General features: G+C 32.2%; 14 protein-coding genes. 8 read left to right on the top strand and 6 right to left on the bottom strand.

The window, feature by feature from the left end:
* Positions 1-91: 91 nt before the first annotated feature.
* Together ACHRVZ_RS01190 and ACHRVZ_RS01185 are read left to right on the top strand one after the other, a co-directional pair.
* The gene (locus tag ACHRVZ_RS01190) at positions 92-2152 is read left to right on the top strand and encodes a M1 family metallopeptidase (protein ID WP_395420228.1); all 2061 of its coding nucleotides are present in this window, start codon (positions 92-94) and stop codon (positions 2150-2152) included.
* Between the two features lie 182 nt (positions 2153-2334).
* Positions 2335-3234 (top strand): patatin family protein, encoded by a 900-nt coding sequence (locus ACHRVZ_RS01185; protein ID WP_395420226.1) that lies wholly within the window; start codon positions 2335-2337, stop codon positions 3232-3234.
* A gap of 74 nt (positions 3235-3308) precedes the next feature.
* On the opposite strand, the gene ACHRVZ_RS01180 is transcribed toward ACHRVZ_RS01185, so the two are convergent.
* On the bottom strand, positions 3309-3830 hold the full coding sequence (locus ACHRVZ_RS01180; RefSeq protein WP_395420225.1) for a hypothetical protein: 522 nt from the start codon (positions 3828-3830) through the stop codon (positions 3309-3311).
* A gap of 124 nt (positions 3831-3954) precedes the next feature.
* Between ACHRVZ_RS01180 and ACHRVZ_RS01175 the strand changes: the two genes are divergently transcribed.
* The 3 genes from ACHRVZ_RS01175 (at position 3955) to ACHRVZ_RS01165 (ending at position 8133) form a co-directional block, all read left to right on the top strand.
* Positions 3955-4722, top strand: a complete 768-nt coding sequence (locus ACHRVZ_RS01175) for a sulfite exporter TauE/SafE family protein (protein ID WP_395420224.1) — start codon at positions 3955-3957, stop codon at positions 4720-4722.
* A 221-nt stretch (positions 4723-4943) separates the two neighbouring features.
* The gene (locus tag ACHRVZ_RS01170) at positions 4944-7280 is read left to right on the top strand and encodes an ATP-dependent helicase (protein ID WP_395421284.1); all 2337 of its coding nucleotides are present in this window, start codon (positions 4944-4946) and stop codon (positions 7278-7280) included.
* Positions 7281-7512: 232 nt separating this feature from the next.
* Positions 7513-8133, top strand: a complete 621-nt coding sequence (locus ACHRVZ_RS01165; RefSeq protein ID WP_395420222.1) for an L-threonylcarbamoyladenylate synthase — start codon at positions 7513-7515, stop codon at positions 8131-8133.
* 189 nt (positions 8134-8322) lie between these two features.
* Here ACHRVZ_RS01165 and ACHRVZ_RS01160 read toward each other — a convergent pair whose 3' ends face one another.
* From ACHRVZ_RS01160 to ACHRVZ_RS01150, 3 genes are read right to left on the bottom strand one after another with little or no spacing between them, the layout of a single operon-like run.
* A complete protein-coding gene (locus ACHRVZ_RS01160) occupies positions 8323-9156 on the bottom strand; it encodes a flagellar motor protein MotB (RefSeq protein ID WP_395420221.1) in 834 nt (277 codons plus the stop codon).
* A gap of 34 nt (positions 9157-9190) precedes the next feature.
* Positions 9191-10210: a glycosyltransferase gene (locus ACHRVZ_RS01155; protein ID WP_395420220.1), complete on the bottom strand. Its 1020-nt coding sequence runs from the start codon at positions 10208-10210 to the stop codon at positions 9191-9193.
* Positions 10211-10236: 26 nt separating this feature from the next.
* Positions 10237-10683: a type I restriction enzyme HsdR N-terminal domain-containing protein gene (locus tag ACHRVZ_RS01150; RefSeq protein WP_395420218.1), complete on the bottom strand. Its 447-nt coding sequence runs from the start codon at positions 10681-10683 to the stop codon at positions 10237-10239.
* Between the two features lie 97 nt (positions 10684-10780).
* On the opposite strand from ACHRVZ_RS01150, the gene holA reads away from it, so the two are divergent.
* The 3 genes from holA to ettA all read left to right on the top strand — a co-directional run bounded on the left by holA (position 10781) and on the right by ettA (position 13810).
* The gene (gene holA / locus ACHRVZ_RS01145; protein WP_395420216.1) at positions 10781-11785 is read left to right on the top strand and encodes a DNA polymerase III subunit delta; all 1005 of its coding nucleotides are present in this window, start codon (positions 10781-10783) and stop codon (positions 11783-11785) included.
* A 66-nt stretch (positions 11786-11851) separates the two neighbouring features.
* Positions 11852-12034 (top strand): CAL67264 family membrane protein, encoded by a 183-nt coding sequence (locus tag ACHRVZ_RS01140; RefSeq protein WP_294923581.1) that lies wholly within the window; start codon positions 11852-11854, stop codon positions 12032-12034.
* 81 nt (positions 12035-12115) lie between these two features.
* Complete coding sequence (gene ettA, locus ACHRVZ_RS01135) at positions 12116-13810, top strand: energy-dependent translational throttle protein EttA (protein ID WP_395420214.1); 1695 nt, start codon at positions 12116-12118, stop codon at positions 13808-13810.
* A 73-nt stretch (positions 13811-13883) separates the two neighbouring features.
* Here the strand turns inward: ettA and ACHRVZ_RS01130 are convergent, their stop codons facing one another.
* A complete protein-coding gene (locus ACHRVZ_RS01130; protein WP_395420212.1) occupies positions 13884-14300 on the bottom strand; it encodes a thiol-disulfide oxidoreductase DCC family protein in 417 nt (138 codons plus the stop codon).
* Between the two features lie 362 nt (positions 14301-14662).
* The gene (locus ACHRVZ_RS01125) at positions 14663-16828 is read right to left on the bottom strand and encodes a DNA mismatch repair protein MutS (protein ID WP_395420211.1); all 2166 of its coding nucleotides are present in this window, start codon (positions 16826-16828) and stop codon (positions 14663-14665) included.
* Positions 16829-16923: the final 95 nt, after the last annotated feature.

Below are 16923 nucleotides of genomic sequence, written 5' to 3'. Positions count from 1 at the left end.
TGTTATAATTTTCTGTGGTAAACTTACAAATTTCATTCGATTTGTTGGTGAAACCTTTGTAACTTTGAAATTTGCCTTCAAATTATTTTCGATGAAATACATTTTTCTATTATTTACTACTTTTCTTTTCGCACAACAGACCCAATTTGTCGATTTTAAATCGGTTTCAGGACAATTGTCTGTTAATGCCAAAGAAAAATCAGTTTCGGGTTCGGTTGATTATCAATTTGAAGTTTTAAAACCAATAGATACTATTAAGATCGATGCCAAAAGCATGGATTTTTCAAAAGTTCAAATTAATAATAAAGAGGTTGTTTTTGTTAATTCAGGTAAACAATTACAAATCATTAGTAATTTTCAAAAAGGAGAACATCATTTAACTTTTGGATATACAGTTCAACCAAAACAGGCTTTGTATTTTGTAGATATTGAAAATCAAGATGTTCAAATTTGGACGCAAGGACAAGGCAGATACACAAGCAATTGGTTTCCTAGTTTTGATGATGTCAACGAAAAAGTAATTTTTAATTTGGGAATTACTTATGAAAAGGAATATCAAGTAGTTTCAAATGGTATTTTAAAAGAAAAAAATGCAAGCGGAAATTCATTTCATTGGCAATATGAAATGGAAAAACCAATGAGCTCATATTTGTTAATGCTCGCAATTGGAAAATATGATAAAACAGCGTTAAAAGCAAAATCTAAAATTCCGTTAGAGTATTATTTAGAAAATAAAGACGCAAATCGTTTTGAGCCAACTTACAGATACTCAAAACGTATTTTTGATTTCTTGGAAAAAGAAATTGGAGTTAAATATCCTTGGAAAATATACAGACAAATTCCGGTTCGTGATTTTTTGTATGCGGGAATGGAAAATACGACAGCAACACTTTTTGCGACACGTTATGTTGTTGATTCGATTGGTTTTGAAGATCGTAATTATACCAATGTTGATGCACACGAGTTGGCGCACCATTGGTTTGGTGATTTAATTACAGCCGAAAGCAGCACGCATCATTGGCTTCAGGAAGGTTTTGCAACTTATTTTGCCGCTTTGGCCGAAAGAGATATTTATGGCGATGATTATTTTTATGCTAAACTATACGATACAGCGCAACAGATAAAATTTGCTTCAAGAACCGATGCAGTTCCAGTTTTGAATGCTAAAGCCAGTTCGCTGACTTTTTATGAAAAAGGGGCTTGGGCACTGTTTGTTTTACACGAATCTATTGGTGATAAAGCGTTTAAAAAAGCAATAAAAAATTATCTAAAAAAGTATGCATACAAAACCGTAAATACTCAAAATTTCTTTGATGAGATAAAAAAAGTATCGGATTTTGATTTAGATAAATTTCAAAAAACGTGGTTAGAATCGACTGTTTTCGATACACCAACTGCAAATACGTTATTGAGCAAAAACAAAGCGATTCAGGTTCGTTTGGAGGTTGATAAACTAAAGAAAACGGCTTTGGCTGAGAAAGAAGATTTCTTAAAAAAGACTTTAGAATCAGATGTTTATTTTTCTGTAAAAGAAGCAATTGTAAATCAATTGGAAGTTGAAAAATATGAAGTAAAGAAAGAGCTATTATTAATTGCTTTACAAACCAATGACATACAAGTTAGACAAGCAGTTGCTGGCTCATTAGCAAAAATTCCTGAAGATTTTAGAACAACATATGAAACCTTACTAGATGATAAATCTTATCAAACACAGGAAATTGCATTGTACTATTTATGGAAAAATTTTCCGGATCATCGAACAGATTATTTAAACAAATCTAAAAATTGGATTGGATTCAGCGATTATAATCTTCGGACACTTTGGCTTTCACTAGCGTTATCAACTCCAAATTATAGTGATAATTCAGAAACTTTGGTTTCAGAATTAATTGCTTTCTCTTCTACAAAGTATGAAGCAACTACGCGACAGAATGCATTGGAAAAACTAATATCTTTTAAAATTATAAACGATCAGGTTTTGTCTAATTTAGTAAATGCAACTACGCATCATATGTGGCAATTTTCAAAATACGGTCGAGATACAATTCGGATTTTATTAAAAAATTCAGAATTACGTGCTTCGTTTGAAAGAATTTTGCCTAATTTGAACCCCGATGAACAATTTCAATTGAATCGTTTGTTGAAAGAATAAAGAGAATAGAATAAAGAGAATAGAATAAAGGGAATAGAATAAAGAGAATAGAATAAAGAGAATAGAATAAAGAAATTAGAGCAAAGAAATTAGAGCAAAGATTTAACGATTGTAAAAAGTCTTTATTCTTTGTTCTATTTTCTTTTCTTTCTAAAAACAAAACAAAAACCTACAATAAGTATATGAGAGCATTGGTTATTTCTGGTGGAGGAAGTAAAGGCGCATTTGCCGGCGGTGTGGCGCAATACCTAATAGAAGAAAAAAATCACGAATACGATTTGTTTATAGGAACTTCTACCGGGAGTTTGCTTATACCACATTTGGCGTTGGGTCATATAAAGAAAATTCACTCAGTTTATACTAATGTTACCATGGGAAGTATCTTTAATATTTGCCCTTTTGTGGTTAAAACTAAAGATGGAGTAGATATTGTAACAATTAACCATTTCAATGTATTGCGTCAGTTTTTTAAAGGAAAAAGAACTTTTGGTGAAAGTAAAGGTTTGAAAAGATATATACAGAATAATTTTTCTATTTCGGATTTTAATAAACTTAAAAAACTGAATAATGATGTAATAATTACGGTTACTAATTTTACTAAAAACGAATCAGAGTATAAATCAATAAAAGATTGTACTTATGAGGAATTTTGCGAGTGGTCTTGGATATCCAGTAATTATGTTCCGTTTATGAGTTTGGTCGAGAAAGATAATTTTGAATATGGCGATGGAGGTTTTTCAAGTTTGGTTCCTATTCGTGAAGCTATTAATCGTGGCGCAACCGAAATTGATGTTATTATTCTGGAAACGGAAGTCAATATGAACAAAACCGTTATTGGTAAAAATCCGTTTTCATTGATGATCGATTTATTCCGAATTGCCTTAGATCAGGTCGAAAAACATGACATTGCTATAGGAAAACTGATGGCAAATAATAAGAATGTAAAGCTTAACTTATATTACACGCCAACCAAACTGACAGATAATGCACTTATTTTTAATAAAGAAGTGATGAAAGAATGGTGGGAGCAAGGTTATGAATATGCTCAGAATAAATCTGAGGTTATGAGTGATAATCGATAATTTTAGACTTCAGATTTTAGATTGAACTTGATAGTAAAGATACAAGAAATCTAAAATCTGAATTCGTCAATTAATTACCAAAGTTCAGCAACCTCATTCTTAATATATCCCAAAGCAGCATTACTAGGAGATTGTTTCTCTAATAAATCATTCAAAATCACTTCACGTAATTTGTCTGCATTTTCTACACGGTCGCTCATAGCGGCTTTTCTAATGATTTGTATCGTTGAGTTTTTTGCAGTTGTAATAATTGTCCAACATTCGTCAGACATATAAATTTGTTGTGTTAAATTATGTTCAAATTCCTGCTCGATTTGCTCGATTAAGAAGTTTACATAGTCGTGTTTCTCATTTGAAATGGGCGCAATTCTAATTAGCAATTTTGTCAAATTGATACGTTCTAAAAATAACGTCATGCGCTCGTAAGCCTGTAAACGAATTGGTAAAGATTGTTTGTTATATTCTCTGTTCAATAAAAAATCACGTTTTTTATCGTTGTTTTTAATGTGTAATTCAAAAAAACTATACGCTACAAATCCTGTAACAATGGCTGGTAAAGTATAACTGGCTAATTCTATAATTCTTGTATAATCCATTTGATTTAATTTTTCAACAAAAATATACTTTTTGGAGAGAAATCCATTTTAAATTTATTGTATTAAACAAAATGGAAGTCTATTTTTGTTGACGGTTTTCAAAACTGCCTGAAACACAATATTAATGGATTCATATATTATAATTTTACTTTGTTTAGCTGCTTTTGCTGCAGGATTTATAGATGCTATTGTTGGCGGCGGCGGATTGATTCAGACTCCAATGGGATTGATTCTGTTGCCAAATTTACCTGTGTCTACTGTAATTGGTACCTTAAAATTACCTGCTTTTAGCGGAACTGCTTTTGCTGCCTTTCAATATATGAAAAAAGTTGTGATTCAATGGAAATTACTTTTGATAATGATGTGTTTAGCAGTTCCATCTGCATTTTTAGGTTCAACTTTATTGACCATGGTAAGTAACGATTTTATGAAACCACTTTTGTTGGTCGTTTTGTCTTTACTATTTATATATACGTATGCAAAAAAGAACTTTGGACAGCATGTTGCAAAAGATCATTCGGCCACGACACAAATAATTTATGCGGTTGGTATTAGTATAATCGTTGGTTTTTACGACGGATTTATTGGTCCGGGAACCGGTAGTTTTTTTGTAGTTGCTTTTATAGCACTTTTAGGGTTTGATTTTTTGCACGCTTCTGCGAATGCCAAAATGGTAAATCTGGCGACTAATTTTGGCTCGATTTGTTTGTTTATGATCAAAGGAAAAATCATTTGGACAATTGCAATTCCAATGGCTATAAGTAATGGACTTGGCGGTTGGCTTGGCGCAAAATTGGCAATTAGTAAAGGAAATGGTTTTATTAGAATTTTCTTTTTGGTTGTTGTTGTCGGAACATTGATTCGATTTGCTTACGACGTTTTCTATAAGTAGTTTTTTTTTCATCATATAGGAGATTATAAGCCGTTTGATAAAGAAGGCTTTTTTAAAATTCCCACCTTTAAGTATTTAATAGTTTTATTTGAATTATTAAGGATTAAAAGAGCATATATCACGAATAGCTATGTTCAAAAAAACTTAGAACCTTAGTAGCTTGGTATCTTAGGAACTTTCTTTTATAATTCTTATTTTTGCATAATATGGAGAAAAATTTCATGCAGAAGTACATTGACCAGCTCAATGAAGCGCAACGACAACCCGTTCTGAAAAAAGACGGGCCAATGATTATTATTGCTGGTGCAGGTTCAGGAAAAACACGTGTTTTAACAATTAGAATTGCTTATTTAATGGCGCAGGGTATTGATGCTTTCAATATTTTGTCGTTAACTTTTACGAATAAAGCAGCCCGTGAAATGAAGCACAGGATTTCTGATATTGTGGGAGCGAGCGAAGCAAAAAATCTTTGGATGGGAACCTTTCACTCGATTTTTGCCCGTATTCTTCGCGCAGAATCAGATCATTTGGGATATCCGTCTAACTTTACTATTTATGATTCTCAGGATTCGGCTCGATTGATTTCTTCAATTATTAAAGAAATGCAATTAGATCGTGATATCTATAAACCAAAACAAATTTTAGGACGTATATCTAATTATAAAAACAGTTTAATTACGGTAAAAGCCTATTTCAATAATCCTGAATTGGTAGAAGCCGATGCAATGGCTAAAAGACCTCGATTAGGAGAAATTTATCAACAATATGTAGAGCGATGTTTTAAAGCAGGTGCAATGGATTTTGATGATTTATTATTAAAAACCAATGAATTACTGACTCGTTTTCCTGAGATTTTGGCTAAGTATCAAAACCGTTTTAGATACATTATGGTTGATGAGTACCAAGATACCAATCACTCTCAGTATTTGATTGTTAGGGCTTTATCAGATAAATTTCAGAATATTTGTGTAGTTGGAGATGATGCACAGAGTATTTATGCGTTCCGTGGAGCGAATATCAATAATATTTTGAATTTCCAGAAGGATTATGAAGGCGTAATAATGTTTCGTTTAGAGCAAAATTATCGCTCAACCCGAAACATAGTTGAAGCTGCCAATACCGTTATGGAGCATAATAAAACCAAACTGGATAAAGTAGTTTGGACAGCAAACGATTTTGGTGCAAAAATTAAAGTTCACCGTAGTTTAACAGATGCCGAAGAAGGTCGTTTTGTAGCGAGTACTATTTTTGAACAAAAAATGCAGAATCAGTTGCATAATGGTTCTTTTGCGATTTTGTATCGTACCAATGCACAATCGCGTGCAATGGAAGATGCATTAAGAAAACGCGATATTCCGTATAGAATTTATGGAGGATTGTCTTTTTATCAGCGTAAGGAAATCAAAGATGTTTTGTGTTATTTGCGATTAGTAATTAATCCGAAAGATGAAGAGGCTTTGGTTCGTGTGATTAATTATCCTGCACGTGGAATTGGAGACACAACTGTTGAAAAACTTACGATTGCAGCCAATCATTATAAGCGTTCGATTTGGGAAGTAATGGTGAATATTGATAAAATCGATTTAAAACTGAATAATGGAACGAAAAACAAAATAAAGGATTTTGTAACGATGATTCAGAATTTTCAGGTAATTGATCAAAATCAGGATGCATTCTATATTACAGATTATGTAGCTAAGAAAACAGGCTTAGTTCAGGAACTTAAAAAAGATGCCACGCCGGAGGGAATGGCAAAAATTCAGAATATTGAAGAACTTCTAAATGGACTGAAAGACTTTACTGATGGTCAGAAAGAAATTGATGGTGCTAGAGGAGCTTTGTCTGAATTTATGGAAGATGTAGCACTTGCGACGGACTTAGATAATGATACTTCTGATGAAGACCGTGTTGCCTTGATGACGATTCACCTGGCAAAAGGTCTTGAATTCCCTCATGTTTTTGTAGTAGGAATGGAAGAAGATTTATTTCCGAGTGCAATGAGTATGAGTACAAGAAGTGAATTAGAAGAAGAACGTCGTTTATTTTATGTAGCTTTAACTCGGGCAGAACATCAGGCATATTTGACATATGCGCAATCGCGTTATCGTTGGGGGAAATTAACTGATAGTGAACCGTCTCGTTTTATTGAAGAAATTGATGGACAATTTTTAGAATATTTAACTCCTGCCGAAAGTAATTATCGTTATAAATCACCAATCGATGGTGATATTTTTGGTGATATTGATAAATCAAAATTGCGTTTAGCAAAACCGATTGGTTCAACACCACCAAAGCAAGTAACAGCAAACGAACCAAAATCAGATCTTAATATTCGTAAATTAAAACCAGTTGCGGGAAACAACCCAAACAGTGCTGCACCTAATTTATTTGATAATAGCTTAACAATTGGTAATGTTGTTATGCACGAGCGTTTTGGTAAAGGTGAAGTTGTTAATATGGAAGGTGTTGGAGCTGATAAAAAAGCCGAAATAAAATTTGAAGTTGGAGGTATCAAGAAATTGTTGCTTAGATTTGCTAAATTAGATGTTGTAGGGTAAGAAAAGAATCCAGAAGAAAGATGATAGAAAATAGATTTTTGAAAAAGTTAATTTTTTGTTGCTGGATTTGATTTTTAACGTTAAAAAATTTTTCATAACTTTTCAAGAGATTTCGGATTATTTAATTTTAAATTAAATCTATTTTCAATTGAAATTATCTTATTTATAAAAAAAATATAAGAATTAAAGAGTAGTCTTTATTCTATTGTCTAACATCTTTATTCTAAAAAAAATGGCTGAGTTCATAAAAATATATCCAGATAAACCTAGTGAAGCTGCAATTGCAAAAGTTGTAAAAGTGCTTCAAAATGGAGGTTTAGTAATTTATCCTACAGATACCGTTTACGGTTTAGGTTGTGATATTACAAACTCACGTGCTTTAGAAAAAATAGCAAAAATTAAAGGTGTTAAATTAGAGAAAGCAAATTTTTCATTTATTTGTCATGATTTAAGTAATTTATCAGATTACGTTCGTCAGATTGATACGTCTACTTTTAAAATTCTGAAAAGAGCTTTGCCTGGTCCTTATACTTTTATTTTACCTGGAAATAATAATCTTCCAAAAGAATTTAAAAAGAAAACCACAGTCGGGATTCGTGTTCCGGATAATAATATTGTTTTAGAAATTGTGCGTCAATTGGGAAATCCTATTGTATCGACTTCGATTCGTGATGAAGATGATGTAATTGAATATACGACAGATCCGGAATTAATTTTTGAGAAATGGCAAAACCTTGTAGATTTGGTTATTGATGGAGGATATGGCGATAATGTTGCGTCAACAATTATTGATCTGTCAGAATTTGAACCAGTTATTGTCAGAGAAGGAAAAGGAGATATTGGGATTTTGTAAAAAAAAACTGAATTTACATAATTATTTAAAATAAATGGCTAACTTTAATATTAGTTAAAATTTAGTTAGTTGATTAAAAATAATGCTATTCTTGATTTATATTTAATTGGTTATTAAAAAAATTAAGGATACATAAAAGCAGGTCAATTGACCTGCTTTTTCTGTATTATAAAGTATGTAAACAAGGAATTATTTCGCTTGTTTTTTCATTTCTTTTTCAATCATATCGTAGAATTGATCGATTTTTGGCATAACCACAATACGAGTTCTTCTGTTACGAGCTCTGTCATCTGGAGTATCGTTAGCTACCAATGGTACGTAAGAACTTCTACCAGCTGCGATTAATTTTGCAGGGTTAACACCAAGATCATTTGTTAATACACGTACAATAGAAGTAGAACGTTTAACACTTAAATCCCAGTTGTCTAGCAAGATTCCGTTGCTTTTGTAAGGAACGCTATCAGTGTGCCCTTCAACCATACATTCAAAATCAGGTTTGTCATTTACTACTTTTGCAACTTTAGCTAAAACACCTTTAGCTTTATCAGTTACATCATAGCTACCACTTTTAAATAATAATTTATCTGCAATAGAAATAAATACAACTCCTTTTTCTACATTGATTTCGATATCTGGATCATTAATTCCAACAGCTCCTTTTAAGCTAGTAACTAAAGCTAAAGTTACACTGTCTTTTTTAGTTAATGCATCCTGAAGTCTAGATATTTTTAAATCTTTTTCTTTTAAACTTTCTAAAGATTTTTCAAGATTTTCAGCTCCTTTAGTAGTTAATACTGTTAAGTCTTTAGAAGTGCTTATTAAATCTTGATTATGTTGTTTATAGCTTTCTGCTGTCGCTGCTAATCCTGCTTTTTCCTCTAAACAAGCATTTAGTTTTACGGTGCAAGAGTTTAATAAATCTTGGGTTTCTTTGTTCTTAGCTTCTAACGCTGCGTATTGCTTTTTCGATACACACGAAGTTAAGGCCATTAATACTGATAGTGCAATTACTATTTTTCTCATAGGTATTATATTTAATTAAACGTTGATTACAAATTTAGTTTTTAATATTTTGATTACTGTTAAAGATTTCTTTAAATACAGTCACTTTCTTTATGTAATACAAGAAAACGATACTTTTTACTGTATAGTATTGTTGTATTTGAAAATCTTTACGTTCTCGCAGATATTTTAAAGATATGCAATAAAATGAAAAATGAGCTTTAAGAATAGCAAAAGTATGACTGAATTTTCCTTGTGTAAGAAAACGGATACCAGCAATACCATCTAAAACCATTCTGAAGAAAATGATCCAAAACAAACCTTTTTTGGGTAAGTTTTTGACAAGCATTAAAAGTGAATTTCTAAAATTCAAATAGGTCTTTTTAGGATTTCCTTGCTGCAAAGTTGCTCCTCCAACATGATATACTGTTGATCCGGAATTATACTTAATAATATGTCCTTCATTTGCAGCGCGCCAGCATAAATCAATTTCTTCCTGATGTGCAAAAAAGCTTTCGTCAAAACCACCAAGTTCATGATATACTTCACTTCTAATGAAGAAACAAGCTCCTGATGCCCAAAATAACTCGCAATTGTCATTGTATTGTCCATTGTCTTTTTCAACAGTTTCGAAAATACGTCCACGACAATAAGGAAAACCATATTTATCAATAAATCCACCTGCTGCTCCGGCGTATTCGAAATATTCTTTGTTTTTGAAGTCAAGAATTTTAGGCTGTACGATCGCAGTTTGCTTTTCAGTTTCAAAAGTTTCGATAATTGGTTTTAGCCAATTTTCTGTCACCTCAATATCTGAATTTACTAATGCATAAATTTCGGCATCAATATGTTGAAGCGCATCATTATAACCTTTTGCAAATCCATGATTCCCACTATTTTCAACTATTTTTATAGATGGAAAGTTTTGCTTGATAAAATTTACAGAAGTATCTGTAGATGCATTATCAGCAACATATACAGTAGCACCTTCCGAAAATTGAACGACAGATGGTAGAAACTGTTCTAACAATTTCACTCCGTTCCAATTTAAAATGACAACAGCAATTTTATCCAAAGGTATTTTTTATTTTATTTTTAATATTATTTTTTATAATCCGGTAATGCTTTTAAAAACTCATACTTTTCGTTTTCAAAATCCATTTGACAATAATAATGATTCAACCCGTTTGTGACATTCAAAAACCGTGCCTGCATTGTCATATTGTAACGGGCAATTTGATCAAAAGTTGCTTGCGAAATTTTAACTTCGGGTCCCTTACATTCTACTAATATATGTATAGTACCATCAGAATTAAAAACAACAACATCATATCTCTTTCTTAATCCGTTGACTGTTAAAACTTTTTCAACGTTAATCAAAGATTTGGGGTATTTTTTCTCATTCATTAAGTAATGAACTACATGCTGACGAACCCATTCTTCTGGAGTAAGAATGATAAATTTTTTCCTGATTTCATCAAAAATAGACACTTTATTTTCGCTATTTTTGAATCGGAAAGTATAAGAAGGAAAATTTAGTTGCTGCATAGCGCAAAAATATAAAATAGTTTCAGGTTTCAAAGTTTAAAATTTCAAGTTATTGAAATGAGATCATGAAACCTGAAATTTGAAACAAAAGAATTGAATGGACGAAGTTGTAAAAATTGTTAATGATATAAAAGCCGGAAATATAAAGCCAATTTATTTTTTGATGGGTGAAGAACCTTATTATATAGATAAATTGTCTGAGTATATTGAGCAGAATGTACTTGCAGAAGAGGAAAAGGGTTTTAATCAAACCGTTTTATATGGTAGAGATGTTTCTGTTGAAGATATCGTTTCAACGGCCAAGCGCTATCCTATGATGGCTGATCGTCAGGTTGTTATCGTGAAAGAAGCGCAGGATTTATCTAGAACAATTGATAAAATAGAGTCATATGTTAATAATCCAATGGAAACTACGGTATTGGTGTTTTGCTATAAATACAAAACGCTTGATAAACGAAAAAAAGTGACCAAATTATTAGCTCAGAAAGGAGTCGTTTACGAAAGTAAAAAGCTATATGAAAATCAGGTAGGCGATTGGATAAAACGTGTATTAGCAGGAAAAAAATATACAATTGACCCAAAAGCAAATGCAATGTTAGTCGAGTTTTTAGGGACTGATTTGAGTAAAATCAACAACGAACTTGAAAAATTGCAAATAATTTTACCTCAAGGAACTCTAATAACGCCACAGCACATAGAAGAAAATATTGGTTTTAGTAAAGATTATAATGTTTTTGAACTTCGAAAAGCAATTGGAGAACGTAATCAATTAAAAGCGTATAAAATTGCCGAGAATTTTGCACATAATCCTAAAGAATATCCGTTGGTAATGACGACAGGATTGGTTTTTGGATTTTTTATTCAGCTTTTAAAATACCACGGACTTAAGGATAAAAACCCAAAAAATGTTGCGACTGCTATTGGTGTAAATCCTTATTTTTTAAAAGAATATGATTTGGCTGTCAAGAATTATCCAATGCGTAAAGTAAGTCAGATTGTTGGCGCTTTGCGAGATATTGATGTGAAAAGTAAAGGTGTTGGCGCCAATGCTTTACCACAGTCTGACCTGTTAAAGGAAATGCTGTATAAAATATTTAATTAAGCCGTGAAAATTCACGATATTTGCATTTCTAAAAATTAAACGACATTAAAAAATAATTACACAATTATGGGAATGAATAAAAATACTGTCTTAGGATGGGCTACTTTTATAATGGTACTTATGGGATTGTTACTTATAGGTCTTGGCGCTTTTAGATACAGAGACGTATCAGGTTGGGGTTTTGCAGCAACAGGAGTTGGTTTCTTAGCTAATGCTTGGGTTTTTAATGCATTGAAAGGAAGAGTTTAAACCATTTCGAAATCAATTGTAAAAAATTGATTGCAGGATAAAGTCGATAAAAAATTAAATAATAAAATAAAATTATAACAAATGTCAGACGATAAGAAAGTAATTTTCTCGATGTCAAAATTGAGTAAAACCTACTCAAGCAGCGACAAACAAGTATTGAAGAATATCTATTTGAGCTTTTTCTATGGAGCTAAAATTGGTATTTTAGGTTTAAATGGTTCTGGTAAATCTTCACTTTTAAAGATTATTGCCGGAGTTGATAAAAATTATCAGGGAGATGTAGTTTTTGCTCCTGGTTATACAGTTGGATATTTAGAGCAAGAACCACAATTAGATGACGAAAAAACAGTAATCGAAATTGTTCGTGAAGGAGTTGCTGAAACTATGGCAGTTCTAGAAGAATATAATAAAATCAATGATTTATTTGGTCTTCCTGAAAACTACGAAGATCCTGATAAAATGGATAAATTGATGGATCGTCAAGCAGCTTTGCAAGATAAAATCGACGCATTAGGAGCTTGGGAAATCGATACCAAACTTGAAATTGCAATGGATGCTTTGCGTACTCCAGACGGAGATACGCCTATAAAAAACCTTTCAGGAGGTGAGCGTCGTCGTGTTGCTTTATGTCGTTTGTTATTGCAACAGCCTGATGTATTGTTACTTGATGAGCCTACCAACCACTTAGATGCTGAATCGGTACTTTGGTTAGAGCAGCATTTAGCACAATATGCTGGAACTGTAATCGCTGTAACGCACGATAGATATTTCTTGGATAATGTTGCAGGTTGGATTCTTGAGTTGGATAGAGGAGAAGGTATTCCTTGGAAAGGAAATTATTCTTCTTGGTTAGATCAAAAATCTAGCAGAATGGCACTTGAAGAAAAAGTGGCTTCAAAACGTCGTAAAAACTTAGAGCGTGAGTTGGACTGGGTTCGTCAGGGAGCCAAAGGTCGTCAGACAAAGCAAAAAGCGCGTTTGCAGAATTACGACAAATTATTAAATGAAGATCAAAAACAACTGGATGAAAATCTGGAAATTTATATCCCGAACGGACCACGTTTAGGAACAAATGTTATTGAAGCTAAAAATGTTGCGAAAGCTTTTGGAGATAAATTATTGTATGATAATTTAAATTTCACTTTACCACAAGCTGGAATTGTTGGAGTTATCGGACCAAACGGTGCTGGTAAATCGACAATTTTCAGAATGATTATGGGTGAGCAAGAGCCAGATAGCGGAGAATTTTCTATAGGAGAAACTGTAAAAATCGCGTATGTAGATCAGTCACACTCTAATATTGATCCTAATAAATCAATCTGGGAAAATTTCGCAGATGGTCAGGAATTAATCATGATGGGCGGACGTCAAGTAAACTCTCGTGCTTACTTAAGTCGTTTCAATTTTGGTGGAAGCGATCAAAACAAGAAAGTTTCAATGCTTTCTGGTGGAGAGCGTAACCGTTTGCACCTTGCTATGACTTTGAAAGAAGAAGGAAATGTACTTTTGTTAGATGAGCCTACCAATGATTTAGATGTAAATACACTTCGTGCACTTGAAGAAGGTCTTGAAAACTTCGCTGGTTGTGCCGTAGTTATTTCTCACGACAGATGGTTCTTAGATAGAATTTGTACACATATTCTAGCATTCGAAGGAGATTCTGAAGTTTATTACTTCGAAGGAGGATTCTCAGAATACGAAGAGAATAAAAAGAAACGTTTAGGTGGTGATTTAACTCCAAAACGTTTGAAATACAAAAAGTTAATCAGAAATTAATTTTTGATTCTAAATACAGAAGCCTCAAGTTCAATTGGAATTTGAGGCTTTTTTTTATATAAAATTGGTTTAGTTATGAAATAAATTTGGCTTTCAATTCTGGGGTAGTAATCATGCAGCTTTCTTTTTTGCCATACCATTTGTATCGATTTTTAGCAATATAATCGTAGGTATAATTTCGAAGTTTTTCGGGAAGAATTTTAAAAATTGTCAGCAAGCTATAAATCCCTCCTAAATCTTTGCTAATTTCAAGAACGGCTGAAGATTTGTAATAATATGCCACACCAGGATTGTATAAAATTATACTGTCAATTTTATTCTGATCAATACCAATATAATTGCAAATCTCTTTTCCTAAGTCTGATTGTAAAGCTGCAAATCTATAAATATCCTTTTTATCATTTTTGATAATAAACTGAACTGCGCTGTTGCATAAATTACAAACACCGTCAAAGAGGATTATTTTTTTATTTTTTGGAAGATCTTGCATTTTTTTAATTCAAGTTATTTTTTATCATTTCGAGGAACGAGAAATCACACAAAAAACTCCACAATCTAAATCGCCATCTTTGTCGAGTCACGTGTGTGATTTCTCGTTCCTCGAAATGACAAGTTTGTGGTTATTTAATCTTTGAGGTTGATTTTTGAGCATTATTTTTTGTTATTGATATGTGAAATTGTATAAATTTTACCAATCAAAAATGACTTTCATAAATTACCCTTAAGCCGTTTTTGGAAAATTTCTACCTTCTTAATCATCTTTAAAAAAATATCTTCTTTAAACGCTTTATTTTAATTTTCGACTCAATTTTCGCATTTTTAAGACTGAAAAATGGTACTGGCACTAAAAAATTATTTCTTCGCAGCTTCGACTAATTCCAATTCGTCCAAATTTACTTTAGAAGTGAAAATGCCATAATTTACTGTTGCTTTATTTTTTTCGATTGAATCAATACTACCAACCGATCTTCCTTCGAGCATCCGAACGCGATCACCAACTTTTAAAATTGGTTTTGGTTTTTCAATAATCGGTTTAAGTTTCTTTTCTTTTTTCTCTTTTCGAATTTCTTCAACTTGAACGGTTACTTCTGCAATAACTTCTTTTTTCTTTTCGATTATTGCTTTGGCTTCTTTTGGAGTTGCTTTTTTGCGTTTTGAATTTTCAATTTCTATGATTTTCAAAAATTCTCCAATAAGTTCTTTTTTATTTTTATTGTTGAAATATTTCTCGGAAATATCTTCAATTTTCTGACCAATGTAAATCGTCTTTTGGTTGCTGTCGTATAATTCCTGATAGCTTTCCAGTTTTTGCTTGATTTTTACATTGATGTTTTCCATCTTCTTACTTTCCTCTCTTGCTCGCGTTTCTTCTTCTTTTAAGTTGATAGAAGTTTTTTCAAGTTTCGATCTTTCTTTTTGTAGTGTTGCAATCGTTTTATCAAAACGAACTTTTCCAACTTCAATTTTCTTTTTGGCACGATTAATAAGTCCAAACGGAATTCCATTTTTCAATGCAACTTCAAAAGTAAATGAACTTCCGGCTTGACCTAAAGCCAGTTTGTACATTGGCTCAAGAGATTTTTCATCAAACATCATATTCGCATTTGTAGCAAAAGGCAATTCGTTAGCCAGTATTTTCAAGTTTGAATAATGCGTTGTGATAATCCCAAAAGCTTCACGATGATAAAATTCTTCAAGGAAAATTTCAGCCAAAGCACCACCTAATTCAGGATCAGAACCTGTACCAAATTCGTCAATTAAGAACATGGTTTTCTTGTTGCATTTCTTCAAGAAATAATTCATGTTTTTTAATCGGTAACTATAAGTACTTAGATGATTTTCAATAGATTGATTATCGCCAATATCGGTTAGGATTCTGTCGAATAAAAAAGTTTCACTGCGTTCGTGAACTGGGATCAACATTCCTGATTGAAGCATTAATTGTAATAAACCAACCGTTTTAAGCGAAATTGTTTTTCCTCCCGCATTTGGTCCAGAAATAACAATGATTCGATTATCTTGTTTTAGTTCAATGGTTTGCGGATGCGTAATCTCGTTTTTTTGTTTATTATTCAAATATAAAATCGGATGATAAGCTTCTCTGAAAAACAACCTTCTTTCTTCTGTAATTGTAGGTAAAATTCCGTTGATGCGGTTGGCATATTTTGCTTTTCCTGCAACTACGTCAATATCACTTAAGAATTCCTGATATTCAATTAGCAAAGGCAAAAACGGACGAATTGCGTTCGATAATTGCTTTAAGATTCTTGTAATTTCTTCCTTCTCTTCATATTCCAAATTAGCTAATTCTCTTGAATATTGTAAAGTTGCTTCTGGTTCAATATAGGCAATACTTCCGGTTTTTGAACTTCCTAAAATTGAGCCTTTTACTTTACGGCGATACATGGCTAAAACCGCTAAAACTCTACGATTTTGAACAAAACTTTCTTTTATGTCGTCTAGATAACCAAGACTATTATTGTGAGTAAGAGAAACTCCAAAACTTTGATTTACTTTACCGCGAACAATGTTCATATTTTGACGAATACTCAGTAAAGCTGGTGAAGCATTGTCTTTAATTTCACCATATTTGTCTACAATGGCATCGATAAGGGTAACAATATCTTTCGTGTATTCAACTCTTGATGCTCTAGCATTTAAGTTTGGATAATAATCATCGAACTTTTTAAGGAAGTTCAATAAGAAATTTGAGGTTGACGAAAGTGTTGCAATTTTCCTGAAACTCCCTACTTCTAAGAAGCTGTCTTCAATTGCTAAAAATTTGATTTCGTGAGTTATCGCGTCAAATCCATGATTCGGAATGGCGTTATTATTTTCAAAAGATGAAACATACTCAGATGTTTGCATTAAAGCCTGCATCAAAGTTTCTTTATCTCTAAATGGTGTTATTTGTAAAGCTTTTTCTTTTCCAATATCTGTATTACAGCCAGCTGAAATGGTTTCAAGTACTGTTGGAAATTGTAAATCTTGTAATGTTTTTTCGGTAATGGATATCATTATATATCGTAAGTTGTAAAGTTCAAAGTTACAAAGTTTTAAAACTAAATAGCACTATTAATTGGTACTTTGGAAAAAACTTTGCGTAATTTGTA

The sequence above is a fragment of the Flavobacterium sp. FlaQc-57 genome (genome assembly GCF_044007395.1).
Lineage (GTDB): Bacteria > Bacteroidota > Bacteroidia > Flavobacteriales > Flavobacteriaceae > Flavobacterium.
The sequence above is the reverse complement of the archived record's forward strand: the minus strand, read 5'-3'. Positions and strand labels throughout refer to the sequence as shown.

What these genes read in the sequence shown, in the direction of transcription:
- ACHRVZ_RS01190 (WP_395420228.1), top strand. Translation starts at nt 92, where the DNA reads ATGAAATACATTTTTCTATTATTTACTACTTTTCTTTTCGCACAACAG.
- ACHRVZ_RS01185 (WP_395420226.1), top strand. Translation starts at nt 2,335, where the DNA reads ATGAGAGCATTGGTTATTTCTGGTGGAGGAAGTAAAGGCGCATTTGCC.
- ACHRVZ_RS01180 (WP_395420225.1), bottom strand. Translation starts at nt 3,830, where the DNA reads ATGGATTATACAAGAATTATAGAATTAGCCAGTTATACTTTACCAGCC.
- ACHRVZ_RS01175 (WP_395420224.1), top strand. Translation starts at nt 3,955, where the DNA reads ATGGATTCATATATTATAATTTTACTTTGTTTAGCTGCTTTTGCTGCA.
- ACHRVZ_RS01170 (WP_395421284.1), top strand. Translation starts at nt 4,944, where the DNA reads ATGCAGAAGTACATTGACCAGCTCAATGAAGCGCAACGACAACCCGTT.
- ACHRVZ_RS01165 (WP_395420222.1), top strand. Translation starts at nt 7,513, where the DNA reads ATGGCTGAGTTCATAAAAATATATCCAGATAAACCTAGTGAAGCTGCA.
- ACHRVZ_RS01160 (WP_395420221.1), bottom strand. Translation starts at nt 9,156, where the DNA reads ATGAGAAAAATAGTAATTGCACTATCAGTATTAATGGCCTTAACTTCG.
- ACHRVZ_RS01150 (WP_395420218.1), bottom strand. Translation starts at nt 10,683, where the DNA reads ATGCAGCAACTAAATTTTCCTTCTTATACTTTCCGATTCAAAAATAGC.
- holA (WP_395420216.1), top strand. Translation starts at nt 10,781, where the DNA reads ATGGACGAAGTTGTAAAAATTGTTAATGATATAAAAGCCGGAAATATA.
- ACHRVZ_RS01140 (WP_294923581.1), top strand. Translation starts at nt 11,852, where the DNA reads ATGGGAATGAATAAAAATACTGTCTTAGGATGGGCTACTTTTATAATG.
- ettA (WP_395420214.1), top strand. Translation starts at nt 12,116, where the DNA reads ATGTCAGACGATAAGAAAGTAATTTTCTCGATGTCAAAATTGAGTAAA.
- ACHRVZ_RS01130 (WP_395420212.1), bottom strand. Translation starts at nt 14,300, where the DNA reads ATGCAAGATCTTCCAAAAAATAAAAAAATAATCCTCTTTGACGGTGTT.
- ACHRVZ_RS01125 (WP_395420211.1), bottom strand. Translation starts at nt 16,828, where the DNA reads ATGATATCCATTACCGAAAAAACATTACAAGATTTACAATTTCCAACA.